At 61.0% G+C, this 15,356-nt stretch carries 12 protein-coding genes and 1 tRNA gene; 5 read left to right on the top strand and 8 right to left on the bottom strand.

All coding sequences use genetic code 11. The features are described from left to right. Positions 1-77: 77 nt before the first annotated feature. The 4 genes from JK213_RS14275 to JK213_RS14260 all read left to right on the top strand — a co-directional run bounded on the left by JK213_RS14275 (position 78) and on the right by JK213_RS14260 (position 4,171). Positions 78-503 (top strand): hypothetical protein, encoded by a 426-nt coding sequence (locus JK213_RS14275; protein ID WP_194263002.1) that lies wholly within the window; start codon positions 78-80, stop codon positions 501-503. Beyond that, on the top strand, positions 500-1,573 hold the full coding sequence (locus tag JK213_RS14270; protein WP_194263001.1) for a toprim domain-containing protein: 1,074 nt from the start codon (positions 500-502) through the stop codon (positions 1,571-1,573). Before JK213_RS14275 ends, JK213_RS14270 begins: the two co-directional genes overlap by 4 nt. After that, on the top strand, positions 1,524-3,437 hold the full coding sequence (locus JK213_RS14265) for a DUF927 domain-containing protein (protein WP_194263000.1): 1,914 nt from the start codon (positions 1,524-1,526) through the stop codon (positions 3,435-3,437). The genes JK213_RS14270 and JK213_RS14265 overlap by 50 nt, the downstream gene beginning before the upstream one ends. Before the next feature lie 185 nt (positions 3,438-3,622). Continuing rightward, the gene (locus JK213_RS14260) at positions 3,623-4,171 is read left to right on the top strand and encodes a recombinase family protein (protein WP_194262999.1); all 549 of its coding nucleotides are present in this window, start codon (positions 3,623-3,625) and stop codon (positions 4,169-4,171) included. 751 nt (positions 4,172-4,922) lie between these two features. Here JK213_RS14260 and JK213_RS14255 read toward each other — a convergent pair. The 8 genes from JK213_RS14255 to JK213_RS14220 form a co-directional block, all read right to left on the bottom strand. Continuing rightward, a tRNA-Lys gene (locus JK213_RS14255) sits at positions 4,923-4,998 on the bottom strand. 118 nt (positions 4,999-5,116) lie between these two features. Next, on the bottom strand, positions 5,117-5,992 hold the full coding sequence (locus JK213_RS14250; RefSeq protein WP_194262998.1) for a ParB/RepB/Spo0J family partition protein: 876 nt from the start codon (positions 5,990-5,992) through the stop codon (positions 5,117-5,119). A 6-nt stretch (positions 5,993-5,998) separates the two neighbouring features. Further along, positions 5,999-6,802 carry an AAA family ATPase gene (locus JK213_RS14245; protein WP_194262997.1) on the bottom strand — a complete coding sequence of 268 codons (804 nt, stop codon included), beginning with the start codon at positions 6,800-6,802 and terminating at the stop codon, positions 5,999-6,001. Then, the gene (gene rsmG, locus JK213_RS14240) at positions 6,792-7,373 is read right to left on the bottom strand and encodes a 16S rRNA (guanine(527)-N(7))-methyltransferase RsmG (RefSeq protein ID WP_194262996.1); all 582 of its coding nucleotides are present in this window, start codon (positions 7,371-7,373) and stop codon (positions 6,792-6,794) included. The genes JK213_RS14245 and rsmG overlap by 11 nt, the downstream gene beginning before the upstream one ends. Further along, the gene (mnmG, locus tag JK213_RS14235) at positions 7,370-9,226 is read right to left on the bottom strand and encodes a tRNA uridine-5-carboxymethylaminomethyl(34) synthesis enzyme MnmG (protein ID WP_194262995.1); all 1,857 of its coding nucleotides are present in this window, start codon (positions 9,224-9,226) and stop codon (positions 7,370-7,372) included. Before mnmG ends, rsmG begins: the two co-directional genes overlap by 4 nt. A gap of 3 nt (positions 9,227-9,229) precedes the next feature. Further along, positions 9,230-10,534, bottom strand: coding sequence for a tRNA uridine-5-carboxymethylaminomethyl(34) synthesis GTPase MnmE (gene mnmE, locus JK213_RS14230; protein ID WP_194262994.1), 1,305 nt, complete (start codon positions 10,532-10,534; stop codon positions 9,230-9,232). A 133-nt stretch (positions 10,535-10,667) separates the two neighbouring features. After that, positions 10,668-12,104, bottom strand: coding sequence for a cytochrome c (locus tag JK213_RS14225; protein ID WP_194262993.1), 1,437 nt, complete (start codon positions 12,102-12,104; stop codon positions 10,668-10,670). Between the two features lie 34 nt (positions 12,105-12,138). Next, entirely contained in the window at positions 12,139-14,412 is a 2,274-nt protein-coding gene (locus JK213_RS14220; protein WP_194262992.1) for a PQQ-dependent dehydrogenase, methanol/ethanol family, read from the bottom strand. A gap of 464 nt (positions 14,413-14,876) precedes the next feature. Here JK213_RS14220 and JK213_RS14215 point away from each other — a divergent pair, with 464 nt between their 5' ends. Further along, a complete protein-coding gene (locus JK213_RS14215; protein ID WP_086647993.1) occupies positions 14,877-15,323 on the top strand; it encodes a methylated-DNA--[protein]-cysteine S-methyltransferase in 447 nt (148 codons plus the stop codon). Positions 15,324-15,356: the final 33 nt, after the last annotated feature.

Genomic DNA, 15,356 nt, shown 5'->3' with positions numbered 1-15,356 from the left:
GCGCTCATACATTCATGTCCGCAATCTACATCGCAGCAAGCTTCATCTTCTATCTTAAAGAATGAGTCCTGAGCCTAGTGGCGTGCAAGGGTGATGACCTGCTCGTTCCGCCCGGCGATGGTCAGGACGCGTTGGCTGCGGCGCAATGGGAAGCCCATGTGCGGGAACCGGGATGGTGGCCTTTCACCTGGGTAAAGACAGGACCAGACGGCGCGTGTTGCAGACAGGTTCATGACCTGACGCTTCCTTTGCTCTGGGGGACGGAATGGCTCCTGGTGGAATTGGAACGGCGGCGCTTTGCCTATGAAGATCCAGCGATCAGGGCCGCATCTGATCTCATACGGCAGGCCAAAGCTCGTCTGGATGTGTTGCGTGAGTGTGAATCTGGTCTCGTCAATGATGTGCCGGATCTGCGGGATGCCTGCGCTGCTCTCTCGGATGCGTTGCAGGACCGCTGCCCTGTTCTCATGGCATGGCCCAGCCGGAAGGCTGAACCCGCATGAGACAGCATGACGCGGGTACGCTCTCACGGATGCTGGCGGAGCGCATTGGCGTTCTGGCGCGGGAGCTTCTGCCGAACGGTCGGAAGGATGGCGCGGAATGGCGGTGTGGGTCTCTGGCTGGCGAGAAAGGGCAGAGCTTTGCCGTCCATCTGAATGGTTCCCGTGCAGGTGTCTGGGCTGACTTCAGCTCAGGCGAGCGCGGGGACGCGTTGGATTTGGTGGCGGCCGTCCTGTTTGCGGGAGATCGGCGGGAAGCGATGAAGTGGGCTGTCAGCTGGCTGGGGCTGGGTGATGGAGCTGCACCGACTTTTCGAGCTCCTGAGCGCAGGCAGGTTGCGCCGGATCGCGGGCGTGAGGATCTGGATCAGGAAGCCCAGCGCAAGCGGGCATCCGCCCGGAAGCTCTGGCATGACACTCCGTCCGGTATCGCCGGAACGCCGGTTGAGGCGTATCTCGCCGGGCGGGGCATCATTCTGCGTGAGCTGGGGCGCGCTCCTGGTGCGTTGCGCTTCAATCGGTCCGTCTGGTGTGCGGAGGTGCAGAGACCGCTTCCGGCCATGATCGCGGCCATCTGCGGACCATCCGGAAAACTGGTGGCTGTTCATCGGACCTGGCTGGGTGAGACGCCCGGCGGAAGCTGGGTAAAGGCCGATCTTCAGAACGCCAAGAAGGTGCTGGGATCATTCGCGGGCGGGTGCGTGCGCCTGTGGCGTGGGGCATCGGGCAAAGCTCTGGGTGTGGCTCCGGAAGGTGACGTGACGGTCATCGCGGAAGGCATTGAGACGGCGCTGTCCGTGGCTGTGGCCTGCCCTGAGTTCCGGGTGTTGTCGGCGGTGTCGCTCAGCAACATGGCGGCCGTCGCTCTGCCCGACACTCTTAAAGACATCATCATCGCGGCTGACAATGACAGCGGGAATGAAAAAGCCCGTCGCGCTCTGGAAGCCGCTCTCAAGAAATTCGCATCGCAGGGCCGCACGGTTCGGCTCGCCATGCCTGAAATCGTACATGGAGACTGGAACGATGTCCTCCGGGGAAAAGACACAGACGGGAAGCCAGAGCGGCCGGTCTGATATTCGCAAGGGAATTGAGAACGCCAAGGTGGTCCAGTTTCCAGACGCCAATCAGGGCAGCGCGAAAGCGCAGGAGGTCAATGAAGATCGGCGGTTCATTTATCGGGATGACGGGATCTGGCGCCGGAATGGTGATGGCGCTCCGTTTTTCCTCTGTGGATCTGTCGAGGTGCTGGGAGAATCGCGTGATGAAGCCGGGCAGAACTGGGGGCTGCTTCTTGCCTGGCAGGATCGTGACGGGCATCGCCATGAGGAAGCCTTTGCGCGTGCCCTATTCGCTGGTGATGGCAATGAGATCCGGACGCGGTTGGCAGACGGCGGCCTGACGCTGGGCGCAGGCGCTAAAGCCAAGGCGGCTTTCCTGGAGTGGCTGGCGAGTTTGCAGAGTTCTCAGCGGGCCAGAAGTGTCACGCGGATCGGCTGGCATCGGTTTGGTGGCGGGGACGTGTTTGTCCTGCCGGATGAAACGCTGGGTGAGACCTCTGAGCGCGTGGTGTTGCAGACGTTGGATCGTGAAGCATCGCTGTTCGGGATTGCCGGGACGGTTGAGGACTGGAAGATCCAGATTGGCGCGCTGTGCATGAAGAACAGTCGTCTGGTCTTTGCTGCCTCCTGTGCCTTTGCCGCGCCGCTTCTGGGGCTGCTGGGGGAAGAAGGCGGCGGGATCTCCTTCAAGGGCTCCAGTCGATTGGGCAAGAGTACGGCTTTAAGGGTGGCGGCGTCGGTCTGTGGTGGCACGTCTCAGAACGGGGCAGGGGGCTATATTCGCTCCTGGCGCTCTACTGGCAACGGGATCGAAAGCACGGCGCTGGCGAGCTGTGATGTTCTGCTGCCTTTGGATGAAATCGGGCAGCTGGACCCGCGTGAAGCTGGTGAGGTCGCCTATCTGCTTTCGAACGGACAGGGCAAGGCGCGTGCGTCTCGGACGGGTGGAGCGCGGACCGTGGCGCGGTTTCGCATCCTGTTCCTGTCTACGGGTGAACTCGGACTGGCTGATCTGAACCGTGAAGCTGGAAAGGCGACAAAGGCTGGGCAGGAAGTGCGGTTTGCGGATCTGCCTGCCGATGCCGGACATGGGCAGGGGCTGTTTGAGCATGTTCATGACCATGACACGCCGGACGCCTTTGCTCGTCATCTGCGGGTGGTTACAGGGCAGTATTACGGAGCACCGTTGCGCGCCTTTCTTCACCGGCTCACACAGGATCTTGCGCAGTCAGGGAATGAGCTTGTCCAGGATCGGCTCCGGTCGCGGATGGGCGATATCATGCGCGAATGGCTGCAGTCCTACCCCGAGGCTTCGGGACAGGTGCGGAGCGTTGCCGCGCGGTTTGCGATGATTGCGGTGTCTGGTGAACTGGCAACGCAATATGGCCTGACAGGCTGGGATCATGATACGCCCGCTGTGATGGCTGGGATCTGCTTCGAGGCATGGCTTGCAGAGCGGGGCACGGTCGGGCGGCGGGAGGATGAGCAGGCTGTGGCCCAGCTGCGTGACTTCATTGCCAAGAATGGTGAGGCCCGGTTTGAGCGCTGGGTTGATCCTGCCCAGGGGGATGCCGCGCAATCGGAAGAAAGCCAGCCACCGGGCGAACGGTTCCGGACTCAGAACCGGGCAGGCTGGAAGCGCTGGATGAAGGGAGATGGCGGACGGTATGAATGGCGCTACTTCCTGACCGCTGAAGGGATGTCCGAAGCTCTGGCAGGTCTGAACCGGCGCAATGCTGTGCAGACGCTGATTGAGACGGGATACCTGCTGCCGGGGAAGGCAAAGAACTCTGCTGTCATTTCTCCGCCTGGTCATCGCAATGTCAGGGCCTATGAGGTGAAGGCGTCTATTCTGGGCACGGAAGAGGGGGACCGCTGAGACGGTCTCTTTTTGCCATGCGCTCAGTGCATGGATTGAAGGTGTCTCTTTTGAGTATACCGATACGAGACATTTTTATGAGACACGGGATTGGCAGTTTTCCTTGTCTCATTTGGGTTTATCTTTCCATATGAGACAGTCTATAAGAAAGGTCTAGACCCAAACGAGACACCTGGAGCCGCCTCATGATCATTTACGGTTACGCCCGCGTCAGCACGACCGATCAGGATCTGACAATTCAGGAGCAGGCTCTTCAGGGGGCCGGGTGTCAGGTCATTCGATCAGAGAAAGTGTCGGGGACTTCGACCGCCGGGCGTAAAGAGCTGCAAACCCTGCTCGCCTTCCTTCAGGCCGGGGATGTTCTTGTGGTGACGCGGATTGATCGCCTGGCGCGCTCCATCGCGGATCTCCAGACAATCATGCACGCTCTCAAAGATAAGGGCGCGGCTTTGCGTTGCACAGAGCAGCCAGTGGATACCACCACGGCGGCGGGCAAAGCGTTCCTGGACATGCTTGGGGTGTTTGCCGAGTTCGAGACGAACCTGCGGCGTGAGCGTCAGCTGGAAGGGATCAAGGCTGCGAAGGAACGCGGGATTTATACCGGCCGAAAGTCCTCCATTGATCCTGAGCAGGTGCGTCAGTTGAAAAATGAGGGAATCGGACCGGCTGAGATCGCCAAACGCCTGGGTATTGGGCGGGCCAGTGTCTATCGCATTCTGTCTGCTGGGCTCTGAGATTGGACTGCTCCGGCGTGGCCCGGATGTGTGGTCTGCGCGGTCAGCGCAGGAAGTTTCCTTCCCGCGATTTTTGCTGAGTTATGCGAATTGTGCATGGCTCGTCTATTTCCGGCTGATAGGGTGAAGTGTAGCCCGGACGCTGCCAAGACAAGAAAACCGCAGTTTTCTGCGAAATTATGCGAGCAATCAATAACACCTTTTCGAAGGTGTTACGCGCTGATCCCAAAAGGTGTTATTGAAAAACCAATATAAAACAATTCCTTACGGGGCGAATAACACCTTAACACCTTTAACACCGTTTTTGGTGCAAGGGAGAGAAAGGCAGAGCCAGAGACCCTATAGGTATGCGCTCAATGCATGCATCAGAAGATATGGCTGCTAAAGGGGGGGGCAGTCGTATCTTCAAGAGGTCTTGGGCACCTCAACCGCGTCAGGCTCATGCGTAGATTTTTTGGGTATCTTTGAAAACAATCAAAGAAATCAAAAAGCCGATGCAGAAGAGAGAGGGGGGATGCAAATCTCTATGGGGCGCGTATGCCCGGACCGCACCATGGGCAAAATTTCACACCCGCGAAATTGCAGACAAAAGTTACCAGGACTCTCCCAGGATAGAGAATTTTTCAGATGAGTCCGGATTGAGTCCGGGAGATCCGCAGGGTCCGCAAAGCCACAAGCTCACAAGAGCCTTGCAGGCTGCTGTAACAGTCTAAAAACCGCAGATTTTCAAAGGAATAACCGGAGACGGGCATGGTGGGCACACAAGGGCTCGAACCTTGGACCCGCTGATTAAGAGTCAGCTGCTCTACCAACTGAGCTATGTGCCCATGGCCCGTCTACCGGTGGAGCGGCTTATAGCGGGATTCGGTGGGAAGCTGCAAGAGGTTTTTCTTCTTTTCTTCGCGGCTGGTCTGAAAAAGAAGAAAAACCTTGTTTTTCAGTGTCTTATTTCCGGTTGAGGAGGCGCATGACGCTTTCGAACTGCTCCAGAGACGTATAGTCGATCTTCAGAGAGCCGCCTTTTTTGCCGTTATAGGAAATATGGACTTTCAGGCCGAGGCGGGAGGAGAGATCGTTTTCGATCTGGAGAATTTCCGCGTCCCGCGCCTTTTTGGCCGGGGTCGTGGTTTCTTTGCCGCTGGTGAGCGCTTCTGTCTGGCGGACGTTCAGGCCGCGGGCGATAACGAGTTTGGCGGCAGCGACCGGATCGGGATGGGTCAGCAGGGCGCGGGCGTGACCGGCTGTGAGGTCGCCGTTGCGGACATGCGCGCGGACTTCCGGCGGCAGGTTCAGCAGGCGCATGGTGTTGGTGATGTGCGGGCGGGATTTGCCAACGGCACCGGCCAGTTCTTCCTGTGTCAGGGTGTAGTCGGTGACGAGGCGTTGCAGACCTTCGGCTTCTTCAATCGGATTGAGATCCGCGCGCTGGAGGTTCTCGACCAGAGCGGCCGCCATCGCGTCCGTGTCATCCAGTTCGCGGATATGGACGGGGACGCTGTGCAGGCCTGCGAGCTGTGAGGCGCGCCAGCGGCGCTCACCGGCGATAATCTGGTAATGACCTGCTTTTTCCGGATCGGGGCGGACGAGCAGGGGTTGCAGCACGCCGCGTGAGCGAATGGAATCGGCCAGTTCGGACAGGCGTTCAGGATTCATGTCCTGTCGTGGCTGGAAGGGGCTTGGGGCCAGAATATCCACGGGCAGGGATGAATGTTGTTGTGGTGTGGCGTTTGCGCGTGTGGCGCGGGCCAGTTGCGGCGCCTGATCGCCCAGAAGGGCTGCGAGGCCGCGACCAAGACGCGGGGAACTGTCCTTTTTGGCCATCGCCGGTTACGCCTTTGTCTTATTCTTGTTGCGTTTGATCAGCTCGTCCGCCAGTGCCAGATAGGCGATGGCGCCTGTTGAGCGGGCGTCGTAATCCAGCACCGGGCTACCGTGGCTCTGGGCTTCGGAAATGCGGATGTTGCGCGGGATGATCGTCTCGAACACCTGATCGCCGAAGAAGCCGCGCGCATCCTGCGCCACGAGTTCGGACAGGTTGTTGCGCCGGTCGTACATCGTCAGGATGATGCCTTCGAGATGCAGGTCTGCGTTGAAGGCGCGGCGGACGCGGTCGATGGTGCGGACGAGCTGGCTGATGCCTTCGAGCGCAAAGAACTCGCATTGCAGCGGCACGATCACGCTGTCGGACGCGACCAGCGCGTTGAGAGTCAGCAGGCCGAGGCTTGGCGGACAGTCGATCAGGATCGTGTCGTAATCGCCTTCAAGCGCATGCAGGGCGTCGCGCAGACGGTATTCGCGGCGCTCGTCTCCGATCATTTCAAGCTCTGCGCCAGCCAGTTCGTTGTTGGCCGTGATAATCGAGAGATTCTCGAACGCGGTCGGCTGGGGCAGGGTGTGGGGTTCGGCTTCGACCATCAGTGCGGCATAGGTGCCGGTGTTGCGCTGGTCGTAGTCGATGCCCAAGCCGGTTGATGCGTTGCCCTGCGGGTCCAGATCCACGAGCAGGACGCGCTGTCCCTGACGGGCCAGACCTGCTGCCAGATTGATGGTGGTGGTGGTCTTGCCGACGCCTCCCTTCTGGTTGGTGACGGCAATGATCCGGGTGGTGGGGGATTCGGTTTTAGACGACACGCTTGAAATCACTGACCTTGATGATGGCTCCGCCGGGGTCGGTGCGGCTGGGAACAATGGTGTGGCTCATGTGCCAGTCGGCGCTGGCCTCGGTCAACTCGGCCTGCGCCTTTTGACCTTTCAGAAACAGGCAGAACCCGTCGTCCTTCAGCAATGGCCGTGCCCAGTCGAGGAGTCTGTTGAGGGGGGCCAGCGCCCGGGCCGTGATGATGTCGGCCGGAGGGGGGCTGGCGGCTTCGATACGTTTGGCGATGACCGTGACCTTCGCCTCGCAGATGCGTCCGGCTTCCCGCAGGAAGGCACATTTGCGCTGGTCCGATTCGATCAGGGTGACCGGGTTGCCCGTGGCGATGGCCAGAATGATGCCCGGAAAACCGCCGCCCGACCCCAGATCGGTGATAGTGGTACCTTCGGGGATCAGTTCGACAAGCTGGAGGCTGTCCTCGATATGACGGGGCCAGAGTTGGGCAATATCACGCGGGCTGACGAGATTGATTTTCGCGTTCCACTGCACGAGCAGGTCGGCGAAGCGCTCCAGCCTTTCGTGTGTTTCACGTGAAACGGTGGTCATGACAGGGTCCTTACATGGGCCAGCAGGGCGACCAGCGCGGCAGGTGTGACCCCGCGCACGCGCTGTGCTGCGGCGAAACTGGTCGGGCGGGCCTGGGAAAAACGCTCGCGCATTTCGCTGCTCAGGCCGCCGATGGCAGTGTAATCCAGATCGGCCGGAAGGGCGATGGCACTTTCCGATGCGAGCTGTCGAATTTCACGATCCTGCCGGTGAAGATAGCCGCCATAGCGGGCTTCCGTCTCGACGTGACGGCGCACGCGCAGGGGGAGTTCGGCGAACCAGGGGGCCAGCGCGTTCAGAATCGTGTGATCGCCGTTGCTGGCGAGGACGTCCAGAACCGTGCGTCTGCGGCCATCCAGGGAGACTTCGAAACCGACGTCGCGGAGCGCCTGCGGCAGGAAGGTCGTCTCTGCGGCGCGGGCCATGGCGGCGTCGAGTTCGGCTTTCTGGGCGGTGAAAGCGGCTTCGCGTTCGGGCAGGACACAGCCTGAGGCGATGCCTTTGGGCGTCAGGCGCAGGTCGGCGTTGTCGGCGCGCAGGGTGAGGCGATACTCGGCGCGGGACGTGAACATGCGATAGGGTTCGCTGATGCCGTGCAGCGTCAGGTCGTCGATCATGACACCGAGATAGGCGTCACTGCGATCCAGCGTGAGGGCATCGTTTCCAGCGGTCGCGCGGGCGGCGTTCAGGCCTGCGAGGAGGCCCTGTGCGCCGGCTTCTTCGTAGCCGGTCGTGCCGTTGATCTGTCCGGCAAGATACAGGCCCGGCAGGCGGCGCAGTTGCAGGGACGGCAGAAGCTCGCGCGGGTCCACGTAATCATACTCGACCGCATAGCCTGCGGTGACGATGCGGGCGTTTTTCAAGCCGGGCATGGTGGCGATCATGGCGGCCTGCACGTTGGCGGGCAGGCTGGTGCTGATGCCGTTGGGATAGACCAGATCGCCGCCCGGATTTCCCGGAAGGGCTTCGGGTTCGAGAAAGACCTGATGCGAGCTGCGATCGGCGAAGCGGACGACTTTGTCCTCGATGGACGGGCAGTAGCGCGGGCCGCGTCCGGCGATGGCGCCGCCATACATGGCCGAGCGGTGCAGGTTCTCGGTGATGATCCTGTGGGTCTCGGTGGTGGTCTGGGTGATGCGGCAGACGACCTGCGGGTTGGTGATGGCCGTCGTCATGGGGCTGAAGGCCTCGGGCTCGGCATCGCCCGGATCGGCCGGGAGGTTTTCCCAGTCGATGCTATCCTTGGCCAGACGTGGCGGTGTGCCGGTCTTGAGGCGGCCCATTTGCAGGCCGAGCGCATAGAGCCGTTCGCCCAGACGCTTGGCCGGAGCCTCGCCGATGCGTCCGGCCTCCGTTTGGGTGTGGCCGACATGGATGACGCCGCGCAGGAAGGTTCCGGCGGTCAGGACAACTGCGCCGCAACGGAACTCGCGACCGTCTTCGCAGATGACGCCGGTGATGCGGCCGTTCTCTTCGATCAGGTCTCCGGCAGCGCCTTCACGGATCGTCAGATTGGGGGTGGCGGCGAGCAGATCCTGAATGGCGGCGCGATAGAGCGAACGGTCGGCCTGTGCGCGGGGGCCGTGAACGGCTGGGCCCTTGGAACGGTTGAGCAGTTTGAAATGGATGCCTGCGCGGTCTGCGGCTTTGCCCATCAGGCCGTCGAGCGCGTCGATTTCGCGCACAAGATGGCCTTTGCCGATCCCGCCGATGGCGGGGTTGCAGGACATAGCGCCGATCGTTTCCAGCCGATGGGTGAGCAGCAGGGTGCGCGCGCCGAAACGGGCCGATGCCGCTGCAGCTTCACATCCGGCATGACCGCCGCCGATCACGATGACATCGAAATCGCTCACAACCTACTTCCCGATACAGAACTGCCCGAAAATCGCATCGAGCAGGGATTCAACATCTACACGTCCGGTCAGACGCCCGAGAGCCAGCATGGACAGCCGGAGTTCCTCGCCCCGCAGTTCCGGCCATGTCGCGGTCCGGGCCTGATCCAAATGAGTTGCGGCCTCCTGGATTCCGGCGCGGTGTCTGGCGCGGGTCAGAGGAGGCGCGGCTGAGCCGGCCATGAGTTCGGACAACCGTTCGGACAGAACTTGACGCAGCGCATCAAGCCCTTCGCCGGACTGCGTGCTGATCCCTAACATGCCGGGCGGGGCTGGTGCGATGTCGATTTTCGTCCGGATGGGGATTTCCTGTCCGGAGAGGGTCTCAAGGCTCTCATCCGGGCCGATGAGATGCAGTACGACATCCGCCTGTTTCACGTGAAACAATGCGCGGCGGATGCCTTCGGCTTCGATTTCGTCTTCCGTCTCCCGCAGGCCCGCCGTGTCGATCAGACGAAGGCGGACACCGTCCAGAATCCAGTCGAGTGCGATGGCATCGCGGGTCGTGCCTGCACGATGGGTGACGATTGCCGCGTCTGTTCCGGATAACGCATTGAGAAGGCTGGATTTTCCGACGTTCGGTGAGCCCGCGATCACGACGGTCAGGCCCCGACGCAGAAGTTCGCCGCGATTGTCCTGAAGATGGGCGGACATTTCGGCGTGGAGCTTCGAGATTTCCTCGACCAGTCCGTCTTCCACGTCCTGAGGGAGGTCTTCGTCCGGGAAGTCAATCAGCGCTTCCTGATGGGCGAGGACGAGGCGCAGGCGCTGTGCCCAGTCGTCGTACAGGCGGCTCAGGGCGCCGTCGGCCTGACGCAGGGCCTGTTTGCGCTGGCTTTCAGTTTCAGAATCCACGAGGTCGGCGATGGCTTCGGCCTGAAGCAGGTCCAGCCGTCCTTTCTGAACGGCGCGGCGGGTGAACTCGCCCGGTTCGGCAGGGCGGCTGCCCAGATCGGTCAGGGCGTCGGCGACGCGGGCGATGATGGCGGGACCGGCATGGAGATGCAGTTCGAAGCCGTCTTCGCCTGTGTAGGAGTTCGGGCCGGGGAGCCAGAGGGCGACGGCATGGTCGAGCACCTCTTCGTTATGGCGCAGGGTGCGCAGGCTTGCACGGCGGGGTTCGGGGAGATGTCCGTTGCACAGCGCGCGCAGGATCGTATCGCTGCCGGGGCCGCTGGCGCGCATGATCGCGATGGCGGCGCGGGAGGGACCGGTTGCCAGTGCGAAAATGACCTGCGGGGTGTGGTCCGGGCGGGAGGAGCGCGTCATGGGGTTCTATGTAGTGCAGGAGGCCCCGTGGTGAAAATGGTTAGCTTGCAATGATGGGCGTGCGAGCATGAAAAAAGGGCGGATCGTTTCCGATCCGCCCCTTTTATTCAGACTGTCAGAGAGTGGGAAACGCTTACTGTGCGTTGTCCACGCCCGTGTGGGTCTGCGGAGAGAAGGTCCAGCCTTCGCCGTAAGGCTGCGGCATGTAGGCCATCCAGCCCCTGCTGGAGACGTTCCAGCCAGCCGTGGAGACCGGTGCTCCCGTCGTACGCAGTTTCTGCATGTCGGCAGCGGATACAGTTCCCGGTGCCTTGTTGCCCCAGCCCTTGCGCATGAAGTTCACGACATCGGCCATCTGCTGGTCGGTGAGGTGGTTCTTGAAGCCGGGCATGGCAATGGCGGACGGTGCCGTGTTGGTCGGGGGCAGGATGCCACCGAAGGCCACGACATTGGCGAGCGACGTCGGATCATCCGTCAGGACAACCGGGTTGCCAGCCAGTGGCGGGAACATGCGGTTGACGCCCGTACCGTCGTTCATGTGGCAGAGGGCGCAGTTGTGCAGATAGACTTCCGCACCGGCGTTGCCCTGAGCACCCTTGTCCAGCAGGGCGGTCGTCTGACCGTCATCCTGGCCGAGGTTATTGCCTTCCGGAACGGCCGGCATGCTCTTCAGGTACTTGGCCGTGGCGCGCAGGTCGTCGTCTGTCCAATGCTGCGTGCTGTACGCCACCACGTCGGCCATGCCACCGAAGACGGCGGAGTGGTCGATACGGCCGCTCTTGAGGAAGGTGACGATGTCATCTTCAGACCAGCGACCCAGACCCGTATCGCTGTTGCTGCGTAGGCTCGGGGCGATCCAGTTGTCGATCGGTGCACCGCCGGACAGATAGACGTTGCCGCCGCTCGTTCCATAAGCCTTGAGCTGCATTGCGAAGCCGCGGGGTGTATGACATTCGCCGCAATGGCCCGGACCGTCGACGAGGTATTCACCGCGTGCGACTTCCGGATCGCTGATGCTCTTGTCTTCGCCCGGCGTCACGCTCGGAACGAACATGGCGCGCCACACTGCCAGCGGCCAGCGCATGGAGAGCGGCCAGCTGATGTCCGGTGCCTTGTTGGCAAGGGCGACCGGCTTCACGCCATGCATGAAGTAGGCATACATCGAGCGGATGTCGTCGTCGGACAGACGCGCGAATTCAGGATAGGGCATTGCCGGGTAAAGCGTTGCACCATCCTTGCGGATGCCCTTGCGGATGGCCTTCGTGAAGTCCTCAAGGGTGTAGCTGCCGATCCCGTGTTCCGGGTCCGGCGTGATGTTGGTCGAATAGATCGTGCCGATCGGGCTCTTGATTTCCAGACCGCCCGCATAGGGCTGTCCGTGCAGAGCCGTATGGCAGGCGATGCAGTCTGACAGGCGGGCGACATATTCGCCACGCTTGATCAGGGCTTCATCAGCGTCCTGGGCATGGGCGGCGCCGAACGACACCGCCATGAGGCCGATTGCGGCCGCGAATTTCCATCCCTGTTTCATCTCAGATACCAGCCTGTCGCGAATTGATGCATTGAGCATGTCACGTGCCTCCTTTTACCGTAACGGTCGCCCGTTACGGATGGTCCGCCGTTGCAGGCTCAACCGGACCCTGGGGTACGTTGAGGAACTGGTCGTTGGGGACGCCCTGCTTGTTGTCGCGGGCTTTCACTTCGTCCTCATAGGACTCGTTGGACCGCTTCACGAGGTAGTTGCGGATGTCTTCAATCTCGGCCGCAGACATGGACGTGTCGAAGCGATCCATGCCGTAGGCGGTCAGAGCGCCCTTAGCGACGAGCTTGTAGAACTTCTCCTGTCCGCGGATCGCACCGGACCAGCGCAGGTCAGGCAGAACGCCACCCGAGATGCCGTTGTCGCCATGGCAAGCGGCGCAATACGTCTGGAACTGGAAATAGCCGTTCTTCGTACGGGCTTCATCCCACTTCTCAGGCGGCTTGACCGGCAGGAAGCCGAGTTCGTTCTTCGGCGGCAGTGCGTCCTTGCCGTCCAGCGCGAAAGCGATCACGCGGGAATGGTTGACGGTCCAGCCGGATGTCCGGGCCACGCCACCGAGGAAGAACGGATAGATGCCGCCCCAGCCCACTTCCACCGCGACATACTGCTTGCCGTTGGCGGTATAGGTGATGGGAGGCGCGATGATGGCGCTCTGTGCCGGGAAGCTGAAGAGATCCTTGCCGTTCGTAGCGTCGTAGGCATGGAAATCGCCGGTTGCGAGGCCCTGGAAGAGGAGACCACCACCCGTTGCGAGCAGACCGCCGTTCCACGGACCCTTGTGGTCAACCCGGAAGGCTGCCTGCTGCTTTTCCGGATCCCAGGCCAGAATCCAGCCCTTCAGATCCTTCAGGAACTGTGCCTTGTCGGCCTTGTGCTGCGGATCGGCGTCGTCGAACAGGCCGATCTTGTTCATGTCCAGTCCGAGATTCCAGCTGTCGTGGTGGGCCTTGAAGCCACCCTTCTGCGGATCGTAGAGGAACGGAACCTGCTGGGCGGGGATGTAGACCAGCTTCGTCTGCGGGCTGTAGGCCATGGAGGCGAAGTTATGGCCGCCCAGATCGCCCGGAATGCCGTACCAGGCCTTGCCCGTCAGCGTCCACAGAGCGTCAGGCACATAGTTCGGACGGCCCGTGACGGGGTCCAGACCATTGGCCCAGTTTTCGTAGGTGTAGGGCTTGCCCGAGATGAATTTTCCGGTCTTCGCATCGATGATGTAGAAGAAGCCGTTCTTCGGGGCATGGACGATCACATGGCGCATTTCGCCGTTGACCGGCATGTCGAGCGTCATGATCTGCTGGACCGAGGTGTAATCCCACTGGTCCATCGGCGTTTCCTGGAAATGCCAGACGTACTTGCCGGTATCCGGGTTGATCGCGACGATGCTGCCGAGGAAAAGGTTGTCGCCCTTGCCTTCGGAGCGGAACTTGTAGTTCCAGGGTGAGCCGTTGCCGACGCCGAGATAGACGAGGTCCGTCACGGGGTCATAAACCAGCGAATCCCAGACGGTACCGCCGCCGCCCTGCTGCTTCCAGGCTCCGCCCTTGCCCCAGGTCGGATAGGCCTTGGACATCAGGATGTCGTCGGAGGCTGCGCCGTCGGGTTTGTTGTCGGGGTTCGGAACCGTGAAGAAGCGCCAGTCCATCTTGCCGGTTTCGGCGTCATAGGCCGTCACGAAGCCACGGGCACCGAATTCGGCGCCGCCGTTGCCGATGATGACACGGCCCTTGGCGATGCGCGGTGCGCCGTCAACCGTATAGGAGCGCTGGTGGCCGAGCTGGGCTTCCTTGGGGATCGTGTAGACGCTCCAGACCAGCTTGCCGGTCTTGGCATCCAGTGCGATCAGACGTCCGTCGAACGTGCCGAAATAGACTTTGCCGTTCCAGTAGGCAGCACCGCGGTTGACGGAGTCACAGCAGCCGCGATCGGCGATGTTGCCCGGAACCTTGGGATCATAGGCCCACAGGAGCTTGCCGGTCGCTGCATCCAGCGCCTTCATCTTGCTCCAGTTGGTCGTGGCGTACATGACGCCGTTCACGACCAGAGGCGTGCCTTCCTGACCGCGGTTCGTGTCCAGATCGTAGTGCCAGGCGAGCTTTAGCTGGCCGACATTGTCCTTGTTGATCTGGTCGAGCGGGCTGAAGCGCTGCTCGGAATAGGAGCGCCCGTAGGACATCCAGTTTCCGACATTGCCGCCGTTATCGGCACTTGTAATTGCTGCGCCCGTATCTTCCTGCGCAAAAGCGACGGGAACAGCAGCTGAGAGTGCCAGTACGGCTGCGCAGCTGAGAAGGCGCTTTTTCGTAACCTTGATCGGCGTCAGTAGACCAGAAGTCATGATCCAACTGTCCTTTTTGTAAAGACTGTTTCCGCTGAGATATTCTGGACCTATGCAGTCTTGAAAGGGGCAGGGGAAAATCCTGTCCTCTCAATCCAACGATCAGTACCAGACACCGCCAGCATGAGAACTTACTGACCCTATTTTATTGTTTAAGACAAACACGGCTTCTGACGTTTCCGTGAGGGATGGGGCGTAGTGATCCTGAAACGGGCTATGATGTGGTTCGGGGAATGATTACACAGGCGTTCCGGATAACGTCCTGTCGCGTTTCTGATACAAAAAAGGGCAGTTTTCCAACACATTACAGAGTATTGCTGGAAAGCCTACTGAAGCGGTACAATATGTTTATTTTGCATATTGGGGTTAAGCGATATGCACCAATCGCATGGCTAAAAAGCATCGGTCTCAATGGCAACACTGCCGGATTGACGGTTTTGAGCCGCTCGGGCACCGTGTCGTTCATGCCACAGCTATCCTGCCACTCACCTTTCGGGGCCCTTACCATCAGTGAAGATGAGGGCCAGATCGTCGCTCTGGACTGGGGTTGGGGGCGCGATCAGGAGGAGACTCCGCTTCTTCTGAAGGCCCGCGATCTTCTGGAGCGCTATTTTGATGGGGAATCGGTCGATTTCGACACGCTGCCTTATCGTCCTTACGGGACTCCGTACCGCCAGAAGGTCTGGGACGCGTTGCGCCGGATTCCCTACGGCAAGACCCGGACTTATGCCGATATCGCGGCCGAGGTCGGCGGGTCTGCGCGGTCGGTCGGTGGGGCGGTTGGAGCGAATCCGATTCCGATCCTGATCCCTTGTCACCGTGTTGTTGGCCGGGCGGGGCTTGGCGGATATTCGGGACTGGGAGGCATCGCGGACAAGCATGCCATGCTGCATCTGGAAGGTGTGCTGTAACAGGCAGGCTTTCCCGTCATTCCGATAGACCGG

This window comes from Gluconobacter sp. Dm-44, from assembly GCF_018256175.1.
GTDB classification, from domain to species: Bacteria; Pseudomonadota; Alphaproteobacteria; order Acetobacterales; family Acetobacteraceae; genus Gluconobacter; species Gluconobacter cadivus.
Note: the sequence above shows the minus strand (reverse complement) of the source record. Positions and strands in the feature narration are given on the sequence as shown.